17 protein-coding genes are annotated in these 15,235 nt (G+C 39.0%); 7 read left to right on the forward strand and 10 right to left on the reverse strand.

Features of this window, described 5'->3' with window-relative positions; translation table 11 throughout:
- The 7 genes from SJY23_RS07045 (at position 1) to SJY23_RS07075 (ending at position 6,212) form a co-directional block, all read left to right on the forward strand.
- Positions 1-1,224: an NADH:ubiquinone reductase (Na(+)-transporting) subunit B gene (locus SJY23_RS07045; protein ID WP_035334630.1), complete on the forward strand. Its 1,224-nt coding sequence runs from the start codon at positions 1-3 to the stop codon at positions 1,222-1,224.
- A 2-nt stretch (positions 1,225-1,226) separates the two neighbouring features.
- A complete protein-coding gene (locus tag SJY23_RS07050) occupies positions 1,227-1,973 on the forward strand; it encodes a Na(+)-translocating NADH-quinone reductase subunit C (RefSeq protein ID WP_035334629.1) in 747 nt (248 codons plus the stop codon).
- Entirely contained in the window at positions 1,973-2,620 is a 648-nt protein-coding gene (locus tag SJY23_RS07055; RefSeq protein WP_021778072.1) for an NADH:ubiquinone reductase (Na(+)-transporting) subunit D, read from the forward strand. The genes SJY23_RS07050 and SJY23_RS07055 overlap by 1 nt, the downstream gene beginning before the upstream one ends.
- Positions 2,621-2,671: 51 nt before the next feature.
- Positions 2,672-3,406, forward strand: coding sequence for an NADH:ubiquinone reductase (Na(+)-transporting) subunit E (gene nqrE / locus SJY23_RS07060; RefSeq protein WP_035334627.1), 735 nt, complete (start codon positions 2,672-2,674; stop codon positions 3,404-3,406).
- A 2-nt stretch (positions 3,407-3,408) separates the two neighbouring features.
- Positions 3,409-4,716 carry an NADH:ubiquinone reductase (Na(+)-transporting) subunit F gene (gene nqrF / locus SJY23_RS07065; RefSeq protein ID WP_396597986.1) on the forward strand — a complete coding sequence of 436 codons (1,308 nt, stop codon included), beginning with the start codon at positions 3,409-3,411 and terminating at the stop codon, positions 4,714-4,716.
- Positions 4,717-4,851: 135 nt separating this feature from the next.
- Positions 4,852-5,214 carry a hypothetical protein gene (locus SJY23_RS07070; protein ID WP_035328806.1) on the forward strand — a complete coding sequence of 121 codons (363 nt, stop codon included), beginning with the start codon at positions 4,852-4,854 and terminating at the stop codon, positions 5,212-5,214.
- Complete coding sequence (locus SJY23_RS07075; protein ID WP_396597987.1) at positions 5,214-6,212, forward strand: FAD:protein FMN transferase; 999 nt, start codon at positions 5,214-5,216, stop codon at positions 6,210-6,212. Before SJY23_RS07070 ends, SJY23_RS07075 begins: the two co-directional genes overlap by 1 nt.
- On the opposite strand, the gene SJY23_RS07080 is transcribed toward SJY23_RS07075, so the two are convergent.
- From SJY23_RS07080 to SJY23_RS07125, 10 genes are all read right to left on the reverse strand, one after another.
- A complete protein-coding gene (locus tag SJY23_RS07080; RefSeq protein WP_396597988.1) occupies positions 6,209-7,753 on the reverse strand; it encodes a T9SS type B sorting domain-containing protein in 1,545 nt (514 codons plus the stop codon). The two genes, SJY23_RS07075 and SJY23_RS07080, sit on opposite strands and share 4 nt — an antisense overlap.
- 35 nt (positions 7,754-7,788) lie before the next feature.
- Positions 7,789-8,553, reverse strand: a complete 765-nt coding sequence (locus SJY23_RS07085; protein WP_396597989.1) for a class I SAM-dependent methyltransferase — start codon at positions 8,551-8,553, stop codon at positions 7,789-7,791.
- Positions 8,554-8,556: 3 nt separating this feature from the next.
- The gene (map, locus tag SJY23_RS07090; protein WP_396597990.1) at positions 8,557-9,378 is read right to left on the reverse strand and encodes a type I methionyl aminopeptidase; all 822 of its coding nucleotides are present in this window, start codon (positions 9,376-9,378) and stop codon (positions 8,557-8,559) included.
- A complete protein-coding gene (locus SJY23_RS07095) occupies positions 9,378-9,836 on the reverse strand; it encodes a BT0820 family HAD-type phosphatase (protein WP_396598110.1) in 459 nt (152 codons plus the stop codon). The genes map and SJY23_RS07095 overlap by 1 nt, the downstream gene beginning before the upstream one ends.
- Before the next feature lie 108 nt (positions 9,837-9,944).
- On the reverse strand, positions 9,945-10,331 hold the full coding sequence (locus SJY23_RS07100; RefSeq protein ID WP_396597991.1) for a DUF805 domain-containing protein: 387 nt from the start codon (positions 10,329-10,331) through the stop codon (positions 9,945-9,947).
- A 129-nt stretch (positions 10,332-10,460) separates the two neighbouring features.
- On the reverse strand, positions 10,461-11,033 hold the full coding sequence (locus tag SJY23_RS07105) for a thioredoxin family protein (protein ID WP_396597992.1): 573 nt from the start codon (positions 11,031-11,033) through the stop codon (positions 10,461-10,463).
- Positions 11,023-11,634 (reverse strand): thioredoxin family protein, encoded by a 612-nt coding sequence (locus tag SJY23_RS07110; RefSeq protein WP_396597993.1) that lies wholly within the window; start codon positions 11,632-11,634, stop codon positions 11,023-11,025. The genes SJY23_RS07105 and SJY23_RS07110 overlap by 11 nt, the downstream gene beginning before the upstream one ends.
- Before the next feature lie 12 nt (positions 11,635-11,646).
- Positions 11,647-13,161 (reverse strand): 2,3-bisphosphoglycerate-independent phosphoglycerate mutase, encoded by a 1,515-nt coding sequence (gpmI, locus tag SJY23_RS07115; protein ID WP_396597994.1) that lies wholly within the window; start codon positions 13,159-13,161, stop codon positions 11,647-11,649.
- 81 nt (positions 13,162-13,242) lie between these two features.
- Positions 13,243-14,028: a M48 family metalloprotease gene (locus SJY23_RS07120; RefSeq protein WP_396597995.1), complete on the reverse strand. Its 786-nt coding sequence runs from the start codon at positions 14,026-14,028 to the stop codon at positions 13,243-13,245.
- Positions 14,029-14,165: 137 nt separating this feature from the next.
- Positions 14,166-15,230 (reverse strand): branched-chain amino acid aminotransferase, encoded by a 1,065-nt coding sequence (locus tag SJY23_RS07125; protein ID WP_396597996.1) that lies wholly within the window; start codon positions 15,228-15,230, stop codon positions 14,166-14,168.
- Positions 15,231-15,235: the final 5 nt, after the last annotated feature.

Below are 15,235 nucleotides of genomic sequence, written 5' to 3' on the forward strand. Positions count from 1 at the left end.
ATGGGAATGAAAGAAAGTTTACATAAGCTTAAAATGAAGTATGAAGGGAAGAAGATGGCTCCGGCTTTCAACGCACTTCACACTTTTTTATACGCTCCTAATGAGACAACACATAGTGGTGGTCACATTAGAGCGGTAGATGATTTAAAGCGAACAATGAACACGGTAATCATCGCATTGATTCCTTGTTTGTTATTTGGAATATTTAATGCTGGATACCAGCATTACTATGCAGTTGCAGAGGTTGCTGGAACAGCAGCAGAGTATAAAGCTGTAGGTTTCTTTGATGGAAATTTCTGGAACTGGGATAACTTTGCAATGGGAGCTTGGACAGTATTGCCACTTGTGGTGGTTTCGTACGGTGTAGGTCTTCTTGTGGAATTTATTTTTGCAGTTATAAAAGGACACGAAGTAGAAGAAGGTTACCTAGTAACTGGAATGCTTGTGCCACTTATTGTTCCTATTGATATTCCATTATGGATGCTTGCAGTAGCGGTAATCTTTGGTGTAGTAATAGGTAAAGAAGTATTTGGAGGAACAGGGATGAATATCCTTAACCCTGCACTTACTATCCGTGCTTTCTTATTCTTTGCATATCCTACATGGATGTCTGGAGATAAAGTATGGGTACACCAAGCAGTAGATATGGCTGGGCAGCCAGATGCAATCTCTGGGGAAACTATCTTAGGTAGTTATGCACAGAATAGTACTGTTGCTTACGACTATTGGGATATGTTTGCTGGTTTTATACCAGGTTCTGTAGGAGAGACATCAAAACTTTTAATCATTTTTGGTGCTGCATTCTTGATCTTTTCAAAAATAGCAAGCTGGAGAATTATACTTTCTGCAGTAGCAGGAGCACTAGTGATGGGGCTTATCTTTAACGGAGTAGTTGACGCAGGATGGATTGATAATTCAAGTAAGTTTTACGGATTGATGAGTGTTCCTTTTTGGCAACACCTTATCATAGGTAGTATCTTATTTGGTGCTGTATTTATGGCAACAGATCCCGTTACAGGTTCACAAACTAATAAAGGAAAATACATCTACGGTTTCTTAATAGGATTTATTTCAATTATGATACGTGTATTTAACCCAGCATACCCAGAAGGAGTTTTTCTTGCGATATTATTAATGAACGTATTTGCTCCTACAATTGATCACTACGTGGTACAAGGGAATGTGAAGAAGAGAATGAAGCGTCTTAAACTTAAAACAGCATAACGATGGCAAAGACAGACGGAAACGGATATACAATTCTCTTTGCGACTATTATGGTAGTCGTAGTAGGAGGAGTTCTAGCAGGACTAGCACAAGGTCTTAAACCTGCTATTAAAGAAAATGAGCGCTTTGAAAAGCAGCAGAACATTCTTTATGCTATGGGCGTAAATGAGAATGTAGAAGGAGATGGAGGTGTAAACTTCATCCCTACAGATAAGGTTGAAGCAGAGTACGATAAGTACATTAAAGAAGCTTACATCATCCAGAATGGTAAAGTGACTCAAAGTGATGAGGCATTTACTGTAGATATGAAGAAGCAAAGCAAGTTGCCTAAAAATGAGCGCAAGATGCCTCTTTTTGTGGGAGAGCGTGATGGTAAACAATTTTTTGTTGTGCCTATGTACGGTAAAGGGCTTTGGGATGCTATCTGGGGATATGTAGCGCTAGATAAAGATCTAGTTGTTCAAGGTGTGTTTTTTGATCACAAAGGTGAGACTCCTGGTCTAGGTGCAAACATTAAAGAGCGTTACTTTATGGACGACTTTACTGGCGAGCAGATTATGTCAAAAACTCAGTACTCAGGTATCACAGTTGCAAAAGGTAACAATGATCCAAAAAATGAACGTAAGGATGATAATAAAGTAGATGCTCTAGCAGGTGCAACGATCACTGGTGACGGTGTGAGTGCAATGATTAAAAGCACACTTAAGAGCTACGTTCCAGTAATTAAAGATTTTAAAACCAAAGCATAATGGCGATACTATCAAAAAAAGATCAACGACTCATTCTTGATCCATTAGCAGATGATAACCCAATTACTATTCAAGTATTAGGTATCTGTTCGGCACTAGCAATTACTGCTCAGCTTAAAGCGTCTATCGTAATGGCAGTATCTGTATTATTTGTACTAGGTATTGGTAACGTAGTGATATCGCTTATGCGTAACATCATACCATCAAAAATTAGAATTATTGTACAACTTATCGTTGTGGCAACACTTGTAATTGTAGTAGACCAGACGCTCAAGGCATTTGCTTATGAGTTGAGTAAAGAACTTTCAGTCTTTGTAGGTCTTATCATTACAAACTGTATCATTATGGGACGTTTTGAGGCTTTTGCTTTAGGTAACGGTCCATACAGATCATTTTTAGACGGGATAGGTAACGCACTTGGTTATGGTGTGATCTTAATCATAGTAGGTTTCTTTAGAGAGCTATTAGGTTCAGGAACGCTTCTAGGTATTAAAGTACTAGGAGATCCTATAGAAAAAACAGGATTATACAGCATAGGCTACGAGAATAACGGTTTTATGTTACTATCACCTATGGCACTTATCGTAGTTGGACTCATTATCTGGGTACAACGTAGTAAGAACCCTGCACTCGTAGAAGAGAACTAGAAAATGAATTATCACGCTTTCGCGAAAGCGTAAACCTATAAAATCAAAGATATGTTAGAGCATATTGAATTATTTTTCAAATCGATTTTCATAGACAATATGGTATTTGCCACCTTCTTAGGAATGTGTTCTTACCTAGCCGTGTCTAAAAAAGTGTCAACCGCTGTTGGTCTTGGTGCTGCTGTCATATTTGTACTAGCAGTAACAGTGCCTATAAACTGGCTACTTGACCAGTATATTCTTCGTGATGGCGCACTAGCGTGGTTAGGACCAGAGTATGCAGATTATGACTTAAGTTTCTTGTCATTCATACTATTTATCGCAACTATTGCAACAATGGTACAACTGGTAGAGATTGTGGTAGAGAAGTTCTCTCCGTCATTATATAACTCACTTGGTATTTTCTTACCACTTATTGCAGTAAACTGTGCCATCTTAGGAGGGTCATTATTTATGCAATCTAGAGATATCCAAACGTTAGGTCTTGCCTTTAACTACGGTATATCTTCAGGTATAGGGTGGTTCCTTGCAATTCTTGCAATTGCAGCGATACGTGAGAAAATACGTTACTCAAATGTTCCTGCTCCATTAAGAGGTCTTGGTATTACTTTTATCATTACAGGTCTTATGGCAATAGGTTTTATGAGTTTTGGAGGAATGCTTACAGGTGGTGACGAAGAAGAAGCTGCACCAGCAACCGAAGCTGCTCAAATAGAGTTACAAGAAGAAAATACGCAACCCGTAGCTATGATCGAGGTTGAAATTGCTAACGAAAAAGAAAACTAATTATGTTACTAGCTGCATCAATGTCTGGCGTTGTTATCGCCACAATCGCTGCCTTTTTAGTGCTTACGTTAATCCTTGTGGGCTTATTGCTTTTTACTAAGCAAAAGTTATCTCCATCAGGACCTGTAACAATTACTATAAATGGTGAAAAAGAAGTTGAAGTTGCCTCTGGAGGTACGCTCTTATCAACTCTTGGAAACAATAAAATATTCTTACCATCTGCCTGTGGAGGTGGAGGTACTTGTATACAATGTGAGTGTCACGTTCTTGAAGGAGGTGGAGAAGCATTACCTACAGAAACACCACACTTCTCTCGTAAGGAGCTTGCTCACGGAGCACGTCTTGCTTGTCAAGTAAAGGTGAAGCAAAATATGAATATCACGATTCCAGAAGAAGTTTTTGGAATTAAGAAATGGGATGCAACAGTTGTACGTAACTATAATGTAGCATCATTCATTAAAGAATTTGTAGTTGAGATACCAGAAGATATGGGTTATAAAGCTGGAGGATATATCCAGATTGAAATCCCTGAGTGTACGATTAACTATAAGGATATAGATATCACGGCTTACCCAGAAGAGCACGAAACACCAGATAAGTTTCAAGCAGAGTGGGATAAGTTTGGTCTATGGCCACTTACAATGAAAAATAACGAAACTGTAGAGCGTGCATACTCTATGGCTTCTTTTCCGGCAGAGGGACGCGAGATTATGCTTAACGTGCGTATTGCTACTCCGCCGTGGGATCGTGCTAAAAACCAATGGATGGATGTTAACCCTGGGGTTGCATCATCATACATATTTGCACAAAAGCCAGGTGATAAAGTAGTAATCTCTGGGCCATATGGAGAATTCTTCATAAATGAATCTGAAGCAGAAATGCTTTACGTAGGAGGAGGAGCAGGAATGGCACCTATGCGTTCACACCTGTATCACCTTTTCAAAACCCTTAAGACGGGACGTACGGTTACTTACTGGTATGGAGGACGTTCTAAGCGTGAGTTATTCTACTTAGAGCACTTCCGTGAGTTAGAGAGAGAATTCCCTAACTTTAAATTCTATCTAGCGCTTTCTGAGCCTATGGAAGAAGATAACTGGAAAGTAAAAGACTCTACAGATGGAGAAGGAGACGGTTTTGTAGGTTTCATTCACCAGGTAGTAATAGACCAGTACTTAAGTAAGCACGAGTCACCAGAAGATATCGAACTTTATTTCTGTGGTCCTCCACTTATGAACAACGCTGTTCAGAAAATGGGAGAAGATTATGGAATTCCAGATGAGAACATCCGTTTTGATGACTTTGGAGGATAGTATATAATTTCGCTTTCGCGAAAACCTAAAAACCCGATACAGCAATGTATCGGGTTTTGTGTTTTTAGATATATTGTTACTTTCAAAACTATGCTGCAGTTAGGTACAGTTAACTGTGAATATTATCTTTGTAATATGGCAGAACTTCTTACAGAACAAGAGCTTCACAACCTTGCGATGAATATCGTAGGAGAAGATTTAAAGAGTCAAGGCTTTGAGTTTATGGCAGTAAATTCTAAGCTTAAAAAGGACCCGCAGTTTGTGGCTCTCAAGGATAAAAAATTACATTTTGTAATCGTAAGAGCGCGTACATTTCCAGAAGATGCAAATGTGTATGATGAAGCTTTTATGATAAAAATGCGTGATCACGCACTCAAGTTTGAAGCACGTACATTTTATGCTGGGGTAGGACTAGGTCACGGAGACAATTATCAAAAGCCAGTCGAAAAAGATTCGGCTTACAGAGAGATTTATAACGGACTTCAAGAGATACAATAATGCGCATACTTCTATCATTTCTTATTGCTGTAAGTTTTCTAGCTTGTAAACAGTCACAAACCCCAGACGAGATTACAATCGCAGGCAACGCTTTTGGCACTAGTTATGGAGTAAAATACTTTGGAGAGGTAGCAGAGGCTCCACAAATTAAAAAGGGTATCGACTCTGTGGTAGCAGCGGTAAACCAGTCACTAAGCACGTACATTCCGGAAAGTGATATCTCAAAAATAAATAGAGGCGATACTACCGTTGTTGTAGATGCTATGTTTAAGGATGTATTTACGCTTTCGCGAAAGCTAAATAAAGCCACATCAGGCTACTTTGATCCTACAGTAGGTACATTGCGCAATGCGTACGGTTTTGGGGATACAGAGGCCTTAGAAACATTAGATAGGCCTACATTAGACTCGTTAATGCAGTATGTAGGTTGGAGTAAAGTACAATTACAAGAAGATGGAAGGATAAGTAAGACGGCATCAACTATTTATTTTGACTTTAATGCCATCGCAAAAGGGTATGGAGTAGATAGAGTGGCAGCTTATATGGGTTCAAAGGGGTTTAATAACTACCTCGTAGATATAGGTGGAGAGATAGTGGCCGCAGGGACCAACCTTAATAAAGAACAACGCTGGACAGTAGGAATAGAAAATCTAGATTCTAAAGTGACAGACAGAACGGCATCAGTTCTCGTAAACCTTACAAACAAGGCGATGGCTGGCTCTGGAAACTACCGAAAGAATCGTGTCGACAAAGCTACGGGTAAACAATACGTACATACCATAAACCCACTTACGGGTTCTGCAGAGCGTAGTGATGTGCTCAGTGCAACCATTATTGCAGATGATTGTGCCACGGCAGATGCTTGGGCAACTTCTTGTATGGCAATGGGGCTTGAGCGCTCAAAAGAGGCCTTAAAAGGTCAAAATATAGAAGCTTACCTCGTGTATGATGGAGGAGTTTTTATGACTCTAGGGTTTAGTAAATATATACAAGATTAACGTTTTAATAGAAAATGTCCAGCAACGTCTTCTCGGTTATTAAACTTTAATAAAAACCAATAATCACTAGAAGGAAGTAGCTTCCCTCTGTACGTTCCATCCCATCCACTGGATTGCGGAGATAGCTGCTTTAATAATTTGCCGTATCGGTCAAATATGTATATGGATGCTATATCTTCTATATCGCCAATGCCTATTATTTTCCACTTATCATGATATCCATCACCATTAGGTGTGAAGTAGCGAGGATAATCTAAAATGAGTTGTCTTTCTGTGCTGGTGCCACATCTCTTTTTATCTCTTACATAAAAGTTATAATAACCGTTAGTTAGTCCTGTAAAAGTATTGCTGTCTTGGAAGTTGCTTGCCTCACCAATCGCATATTCATATTCACCTAAACCTTCTGTATTTACTATGGCGGTATTATTATTCTGTGCAAAACTAGTAACTGAAATCTCAGTGATATTTGCTATGGAACTTCCAACAATCGTAGTGCTCTGTGTGGCTCTACAACCACTGATATCTGTTACAATAACGCTATAAGTTCCAGGAGCATTAACTGTGATTTCATTGAGATTTTCTCCAGATTGACCATTACTCCATTCGTAGAAAGCATAATTAGCTTCTGTAGTAAGTATTATAGGTTGCGCATCGTTAGTGCAAATTTGTAAGTCTTGAGGTAAGGTCACATCAAATGGTATAGCTACAGATAAATCAAATTCATCAATATTGAAACAGCCTGTGAGGGTGTTTTCTACACGATAATAAAGCGTTTGTGGGTTAGCTATGTTGATATAATCTAATTCAATAGGATCTGCACCTGTGCTTACATTATCCAAAGTTTCATGAAATGTCACAGCTACATTGTTTTGATTATTTATCGATGGAATGAGTGAAGCAAGGTCAAATCTTGTTTTCTCGTCTACAGGACCGTCAAGATCACATAACTCTTGATTTTGGATTGGATTTATAGTTGGAGTTTCAGGTAATTGTGAGGTTCCTGTAGTTTCAATATCAAAACTTTGATTACCTATTGCACGATCAATTAAAACATAATATGTCTGACCAGCGAGAACATTTAGACCGCTTAAAAAACCATCGCCATCTGCTCCTGGTCCCTCTGATATATCATCATTAGGTTCTGTTAGAGATAATCCTGTGGCTGCACTTACTCCTGCAGCTCGTGGATTTGTAGTTGAGCACCTTATGGCATCACCTAGTGAGCTACAATCATCTGCGGGGCCATAAACAGCAAAATCATAGTCATCAGTATTGTTAGTAGGGGTGATGGTAAAACCAAATGTGCCGTCAGATGTAAATGTAAAACTTAGCCAGATTGTGTCAGAAAGACCAAAAAAACAAGGTGGGCGAGTATTAGCAGATTCTGAGAATTCGTCAAATCCCACTCCCGCAGGTTCTATACCTAATTGTAAACTGCCACATACTTGTATGGCATTTATACAGTCATTTGAAGTTTGTCCAAACGAGACGTAAAAGCTAAAAAAGAGTAACAAATAAATTGCTTTAGCTTGATGTCCCATTGGGTTAGATTAGTTAGCAAAGCATTAAAATACGATTATTTATAACAAACTGGTAATATCTCTCCTTGAGCTAGTCTATAGCGATCTACATCTTCTTGAGATAAGGTGTTTGTATAATCTATTTCATCTACTTTAAATCCTATGCTTCTTAGTTTGTCAAAGTAGTCACGACCATAGACACGTACATGGTCATATTGTCCAAATATTTTAGCGCGTTCTTCACGATCTGTGATGGTGTCATCCTCAAAAGTTAGGGCTCTATCAAGTTCTTGCGGTATTTGTAAAATAGCCATCCCACCTGGTCTTAATACGCGATATAATTCTTGCATCGCTTTAGTGTCATCTGGGATATGCTCTAATACATGATTACAGAATATGAGATCATAACTATTTTCGCCGAAAGGCAAATCACATATATCTGCTTTTACATCTGCTAGTGGAGAGTTTAAATCTGTAGTGGTGTAATCTAGGTGTGCGCTTTCGCGAAAGCGTTTATAAAATGCTTGCTCTGGAGCAAAATGCAACACTTTTCTAGGGGAGGTAAAGAAATCTGTTTCTCGTTGTAACCATAGCCACAAAAGTCTGTGACGTTCGAGTGAAAGTGTAGATGGAGACAAGACATTCTCTCTTGGCGTACCATAACCGTACGGTAAAAATTTCTTAAATGTTTTTCTGTCAATAGGGTCCTCGTAACGGTCACCTTTTAAGAAGGTAGCCATAATTGGTCTCACCACATAACTAGCCCTTATTAACAAAGGTCGCGGAATGGCATTTAAGAAAAATTTGAAAAGCTTTTTCACTAGTTACAGCACTAATGCTTGCTGACGAAAAGGAGTTTCCTCATCGCTCTCAATCCCTAAGGCTTTGTAGATGTATGCAAAAGTGGATAATAATTCAGGTTTACCATCTAATATAGCAACATCATGCTCAAAGTGGGCACTTGGTTTATTATCGCGCGTAGTTATCGTCCAGCCATCATTGTGCTGTGTGATATTGCGAGTTCCCATATTAGTCATAGGCTCGATGGCTACTACCATACCTTCTATAAATTTTTTGCCACGACCACGTTTACCGTAGTTAGGCATTTCTGGATCTTCATGCATGGTAGTTCCTAGACCATGACCTACGAGTTCGCGCACTACTCCATAACCGTGGTCTTCGGTAAATTTCTGAATTGCATATCCTACGTCACCTACGCGATTTCCTACTTTAAGCTGCTCTATACCTACATAAAGAGATTGCTTAGTGACTTCAAGTAATTTCTTTACTTCTGGTGCTACTTCGCCTACCTCAAACGTATAAGCATGATCACCATAAAATCCGTTTTTTATAGCACCACAATCTATAGAGATAATGTCACCTTCTACAAGAGGTTTGTCATTTGGGATACCGTGTACAACTTGCTCATTAGGACTCATGCATAAGGTGTTAGGGAAATCATATAGCCCCAAGAAACCAGGAATGGCATCTTGTGATCTTATATATTCTTCGGCAAGTTTGTCTAGATATAGCGTAGTGACTCCTGGCTTTACTTCGGCCGCAAGCATACCTAAGGTACGGGATACTACTAGCGCACTCTCACGCATTAATTCAATCTCTTCTCTTGTTTTCTGTATAATTGCCATTATGCGTTTTCGTCTTTAAAAAGCTCCTCTATGCGAGACATAAAGCTCTTTTTTGATTGTTTTCTAGCAGGTTTACTGCGCTTTTGTTTTAGCGAGGGTGATTTCTCATCACTGCTGCCTAATATTTGATAGATCTCACCCCATCCCATCATACCACGTACATCGCGATCGTCAATAAAAATATCTGCGTTGATCTTGCGGCTTATATCTTCACTTAAAACTTCCTCTGGATAGCTTTTATTTATGGCATAAAATGTAATGCCATTATCTGCACAGAACTGTACGGCTTCATCTAAGCGAGCACCACTTCTATAAGTCCACAAGATGAGTCTGTTTCCTTCTTGTTGTAATTTTTTAAGAGTATCAAAAGCAAATAACATAGGCTTACCAATCCCTGGATACGCATTTTCTACAATGGTACCATCAAAATCTACTGCTATGGTTTTTATTGTTTCGATTGTTTTAAAGTTTATGCAAAATTACAAAAAGAACTACGGTTACGTTTATATAATAACAAAGGGCTTCTATAAGTTTTATAGAAGCCCTTTGTTATAAGTTAATAATTATTATTGTATCAGGTCACCCTTAGGGTCTGGGCCATATTGATTAGTACCATGAGTTCCTTCTGTTATCATTAGTATAAGAAACCAAATGCCACCTATAAATGGAACAAAGTTTATAAAATACCAAGTACCGCTTTTGCCCTGATCGTGAAGCCTGCGTACTGCTACCGCAATACTAGGTATAAATAGAGCGACTATGTAAAGAAAAAGTAATAGACCTCCTACCATCATTAGTGCCTCACTTTCCATTGCAGCACCAGCAATAAGTGGAATATAAGCAAGCATGACGAAAATAACATTAAAAAGCGCAAACATCCAATACTCTTCCCTACGTGCTCTTCCTTCAAAGTTTGCATAATTATCTCCTACTACTTTTAAATACCATTTCATAAATTAATTGTTTTTTGATCAATGTTTAATGCGCTAAGCTAATAAATATATATAGCTCCCTTAAAAATTATGTTTAAAATAAAACCCCTCATGAAGATGAGGGGTTTGAAATTAATAACTGTTGTTTATTTACTCGGCATAAGCATGTTGATAATCTGCGCCAGATAGAATCTTTGCCATATCTTTCTCTAAGCTTTCTAGAGGATACTCTACAATACGACCAAGTTCTTGACCATCTTTCATAAAAATGAATGTAGGCACATTTGTTATATCTTTCCCTTTTATTAGTTCTTCTGGAGCTGTTTTATCTTGCGAAACAGTGATAAGTTTTACAGTCTCACTTTCATAATCTACCTCATCAAGGATTTTGAAAAATGCAGGCACCTCTCGCTGGCTGTCTTCACACCAAGTTCCCATAAATATAGTGATCCTTACATCTTTAAGACCTTCCTTAACAGCCGTAAGGGACTCCGTATTTATAGTATGATTTTTGTAACTGTTCATAAACCATTCGTTATATGGCTCAGACTCTAAGGTTTCTCGTTCTTGCGCGCCTAGAAGGATAGAAACCCCGTTGTCGTCCACATTTTCATCAATTACTTCTACCTCTTCTACCACCACAACTTCTTCGGTAGTGGTTTTTTCTTTACAAGAGAAAGTGAGTGCTATAATAGCTACTAAGGCAATAATATTAGTTTTCATAAGAGTGTTTATAAGGTTCTCCATTTAAAATTTTAAGCATGTCTTCTTCAAGACTTTCTACTGGACGCTCCACAATACGGCCTATTTCTTTACCATCTTTTTTAAAGATAAAAGTAGGTACACGTATGATGTTATTACCGTCAGTATATATTGTAGGTTTCTTTTTGGTACGATCTACGGTAATAAGCTCTAAGTCTTGATTTTTAAAGGAAGCATCATCTAGTATTTTAAACATTCTTGGTGTTTCACGTTTACTATCTCCACACCATGTTCCCATAAAAGTGGTGATAGTAACCCCTTCTAGCCCTTTTTCTATATCATTTATGTAATCTGTATTTACTACATATTTTGCATAGTTAGGATTGAACCAACTATCAAAAGGAGCTTGCTTTAGTGCACTTCTATCTTCTTTACCTACTAACATTGTTTTAACTTTAGGAGCAGATTTTGCCACTACTGCTGGGAGTGCAGGTTTAACAGGTGTTTTCGGTTCTACGGTTTCTGCAACTTGAGGTGTAGGAATAGCTTCTACTGCTTTTTTTGAGCTATCACAACTTGACATAAGAGCAAGAAGTGCGAGTGTTATATAAAAATATTTCATTGTCTATGTAATTTATATTAGTGGTGTACAATCCATAACTGGTGGTTGGTCTACGCCTAGTAGTTTTAAAACTGTAGGTGCAACATCAGATAGAATACCATTGTTGATTTTTTTGATATCCTTATCAACTAGTATTACGGGTACTGGGTTTGTTGTGTGAGCCGTATTTGGAGAGCCATCAGGGTTAATCATTACCTCTGCATTTCCATGGTCGGCAATGATGATTACAGTGTAATCATTTTCTTCGGCGGTGGTAACGATATCTTTAACGCAAGTATCTACAGTCTCACAAGCTTTAATTGCTGCCTCCATAACACCCGTATGACCTACCATATCCGGATTTGCAAAGTTGAGACATACAAAGTCTACGTCTCCTTTGTTTATTTCTGGAACAATTTTATCACGTATCTCAAAGGCGCTCATTTCTGGCTGTAAGTCGTAGGTGGCAACCTTAGGCGAGGGTGCTAGTAATCTAGACTCTCCATCAAAAGGTTCTTCACGGCCTCCAGAAAAGAAAAATGTTACGTGTGGGTACTTCTCAGTCTCAGCGATGCGTATTTGCTTTTTTCCAGCATTTGCAAGTACCTCTCCTAAGGTATTTACTAAGTTATCTTTATCATAGATGACTTTCATACCTGTGTACGTGTCATCATAATTTGTCATGGTAACGTAGTACAAGTCTAGCTTTTGAGTGTCTTGCTCAGGAAAGTCTTTTTGAGACAACATTTCTGTTAGTTCGCGACCACGGTCTGTTCTAAAGTTAAAAAAGATAATTACATCACCTTCTTGAACGGTAGATATTCTCTCGTTATCTTGGGTTACAAAAAGCGGATCTATAAACTCATCTGTCTTACCAGCATCGTAGCTATCTTGAATAGACTGTACAACATCTTTAGTAGGTGTTCCAGCACCTTTGGTAATTAGATTATATGCAAGAGCAACACGTTCCCATCGTTTGTCTCTATCCATCGCATAGTAGCGACCTATTACAGATGCTAGTTGTGCGTTGTGCGCTTTCGCGAAAGCAGAAATATCTCCTATAAGTTCTTTTCCAGATTTTGGATCTACATCACGACCATCTGTAAATGCGTGGATGTAAGATTGAGGAACTCCTGCATTTTCGGCAGCGAGAATAAGACCTTTAAGGTGGTTGATGTGTGAGTGTACACCTCCATCAGAAACAAGACCTAGAAAGTGAACAGATTTATTGTTTTCTTTCGCGAAAGCGAAAGCATCTTTCAATACTTGCTCATCTTTAAGCGTATCATCTTTGAGTGCTTTATTGATTTTAGCAAAATCTTGATATACAATACGACCAGCACCTAGGTTCATGTGGCCTACCTCACTATTGCCCATTTGCCCTTCTGGAAGGCCTACATTCTCACCATGAGTGAGTAATTGGGCATGTGGATACTTATTATAAAGGCTATCTATAAATGGCGTTTGCGCTTGGTCTACGGCAGATACTTTTTTGTCTGGAGCCATGCCCCATCCATCAAGTATCATTAGGATTGTTTTCTTGTTCATGATCTTAAGTTGAATAGTAAAGATAAAAACAAAACCTCGCGAGAGCGAGGTTTTGGGTATGTTTTGACGAAAACGGTTGCGCTACATTGTAGCTGGACCCGTGTAACCATATTTCTGGATACTCTCCTTTATTTGCTCAATACGATTCTCTGGATCTGGGTGTGTGCTAGAGAATTCTGGTTGGCTACTGCCACCACTTGCTGCCTTAAGTATTTTCATCACGCCTATCATCTGATACGGATCATACCCAGCGCGTATCATAAAACGTACACCTAGGTCATCACTTTCTAACTCGTCATCACGACCATTACCCAACAATACACTCTGACCTATAGAACCTGCAGCACCGCCCATGCCGCCGCCTACCTCTGCCCCCATAGAGATGGTAGACCACATACTAGAGTTTTCGGCACGCTCTGCGCTATGTTTTCCAAGGACGTGACCTATCTCGTGACCTAGCACACCTGCTACTTGATCTTCGTTTTCAAGTTTTGAGAGTAGGGCATAGGTGATAAAAATTTGTCCTCCAGGAAGTGCAAATGCATTTACTGTTTGTTCATCTCGTAATAAGTGAAAGTCGTATCTATAAGGAGTCTCACGGGCCATGCTTTCTTGTACAAGCTTGTTGCCCACTTGATCTACAAAGGCTTGAAGTTGCTGGTCTGGGTGTAAACCGCCATGCTGCTCTGCCATTTGAGGTGCATATTGTATTCCCATCGCGATCTCCTCATCTGGAGACATACTTATCGCCTGTACTTTTCCTGTATATGGGTTCTCCTCGCGGTTACTGCAATTCTTAAAAAGTGCAAATGCAACGATGGCAACTCCAATAAGTAATCTGATCTTAAGACCGCTACCTCTTTTCATATTATAAGATGGTTATTTTAGTTATGATTACAAGGTAATAAAAACTCATAAGTCTTGCAGTATTATGGGTGTTATAGAAAACAAAAAAATCCAAGCAACTTGCGTCACTTGGATTGTATATGTAGAATAATCGTTTCTTATTTTACAGCGACTCTCCAGCCATATTTATCTTCTGTGCGGTTGTACTGTATGTCGTTTAGGTCTTTTTTAAACTTCATACCGTAGCTATTTTCTGGTGCGTTGAGTTTGTGATCTTCACCTTTATAAGCAAAGCTCTTAAAAGGAACAACTACTGCTGCAGTACCTACTCCAAAAATTTCTTTAAGCTCACCAGCTTGTGCGGCTGTTACAATTTCTTTTACAGACACTGGTCTTACTTCTACAGTAATACCTGCTGCTTCTGCCAGTTGTATGATACTCTTACGAGTGATACCATTAAGGATAGTGTCATTAGTAGGTGCTGTAAGAAGTGCATCTCCCACACGGAAGAATACGTTCATCGTACCAGCTTCTTCTAGGTATTCATGTGTATTTGCATCTGTCCAGATTACTTGCTGGTACCCTTCTTCTTTTGCAAGATTAGTAGGGTAAAACTGAGCAGCATAGTTGCCTGCAGCTTTTGCATAACCTACACCACCACTAGCGGCACGGCTATACTTTTCGGCAAATACTACGCTTACTTCACCAGAGTAATATGATTGAGCAGGCGCCAGAATAATCATAAACTTGTACCTGTCTGATGGTGATGCAGATACTCCCGGTTGTGTTGCAATGTGAAAAGGGCGTATGTATAAAGAATTACCATCTCCAGCTTTTATCCAAGCTTCGTCTAGTTTAAGAAGCTCCATAAGACCTTCCATAAAAACTTCTTTAGGAAGTTCTGGCATTGCTAGACGTGCAGATGAGGTATTGATACGCTCCCAGTTATCTTCTGGACGAAATAAGAAGATATCTCCATTGTCATCCTTAAATGCTTTCATTCCTTCAAAAACAGCCTGTCCATAGTGAAAAACTTTTGCACTAGGATCCATAGAGATAGGGCCGTAAGGAACTATTTCTGGTTGTTGCCACTTGCCATCTGCATATTCTACAGAAAACATGTGGTCTGTAAATACGCTACCAAAAGCAAGGTTACTAAAATCAACATCAGCAATTTTACTGTTGTCACGCTTTGTAATACGAAGTGTAGAGGTTGTTTCCATAGCAA

The organism is Dokdonia sp. R86516, assembly GCF_044596715.1.
In the GTDB taxonomy this organism is placed as follows: domain Bacteria; phylum Bacteroidota; class Bacteroidia; order Flavobacteriales; family Flavobacteriaceae; genus Dokdonia.

Coding starts and splice junctions, on each gene's coding strand:
- SJY23_RS07045 (WP_035334630.1), top strand. CDS start 1: ATGGGAATGAAAGAAAGTTTACATAAGCTTAAAATGAAGTATGAAGGG.
- SJY23_RS07050 (WP_035334629.1), top strand. CDS start 1,227: ATGGCAAAGACAGACGGAAACGGATATACAATTCTCTTTGCGACTATT.
- SJY23_RS07055 (WP_021778072.1), top strand. CDS start 1,973: ATGGCGATACTATCAAAAAAAGATCAACGACTCATTCTTGATCCATTA.
- nqrE (WP_035334627.1), top strand. CDS start 2,672: ATGTTAGAGCATATTGAATTATTTTTCAAATCGATTTTCATAGACAAT.
- nqrF (WP_396597986.1), top strand. CDS start 3,409: ATGTTACTAGCTGCATCAATGTCTGGCGTTGTTATCGCCACAATCGCT.
- SJY23_RS07070 (WP_035328806.1), top strand. CDS start 4,852: ATGGCAGAACTTCTTACAGAACAAGAGCTTCACAACCTTGCGATGAAT.
- SJY23_RS07075 (WP_396597987.1), top strand. CDS start 5,214: ATGCGCATACTTCTATCATTTCTTATTGCTGTAAGTTTTCTAGCTTGT.
- SJY23_RS07080 (WP_396597988.1), bottom strand. CDS start 7,753: ATGGGACATCAAGCTAAAGCAATTTATTTGTTACTCTTTTTTAGCTTT.
- map (WP_396597990.1), bottom strand. CDS start 9,378: ATGGCAATTATACAGAAAACAAGAGAAGAGATTGAATTAATGCGTGAG.
- SJY23_RS07100 (WP_396597991.1), bottom strand. CDS start 10,331: ATGAAATGGTATTTAAAAGTAGTAGGAGATAATTATGCAAACTTTGAA.
- SJY23_RS07105 (WP_396597992.1), bottom strand. CDS start 11,033: ATGAAAACTAATATTATTGCCTTAGTAGCTATTATAGCACTCACTTTC.
- SJY23_RS07110 (WP_396597993.1), bottom strand. CDS start 11,634: ATGAAATATTTTTATATAACACTCGCACTTCTTGCTCTTATGTCAAGT.
- gpmI (WP_396597994.1), bottom strand. CDS start 13,161: ATGAACAAGAAAACAATCCTAATGATACTTGATGGATGGGGCATGGCT.
- SJY23_RS07120 (WP_396597995.1), bottom strand. CDS start 14,028: ATGAAAAGAGGTAGCGGTCTTAAGATCAGATTACTTATTGGAGTTGCC.
- SJY23_RS07125 (WP_396597996.1), bottom strand. CDS start 15,230: ATGGAAACAACCTCTACACTTCGTATTACAAAGCGTGACAACAGTAAA.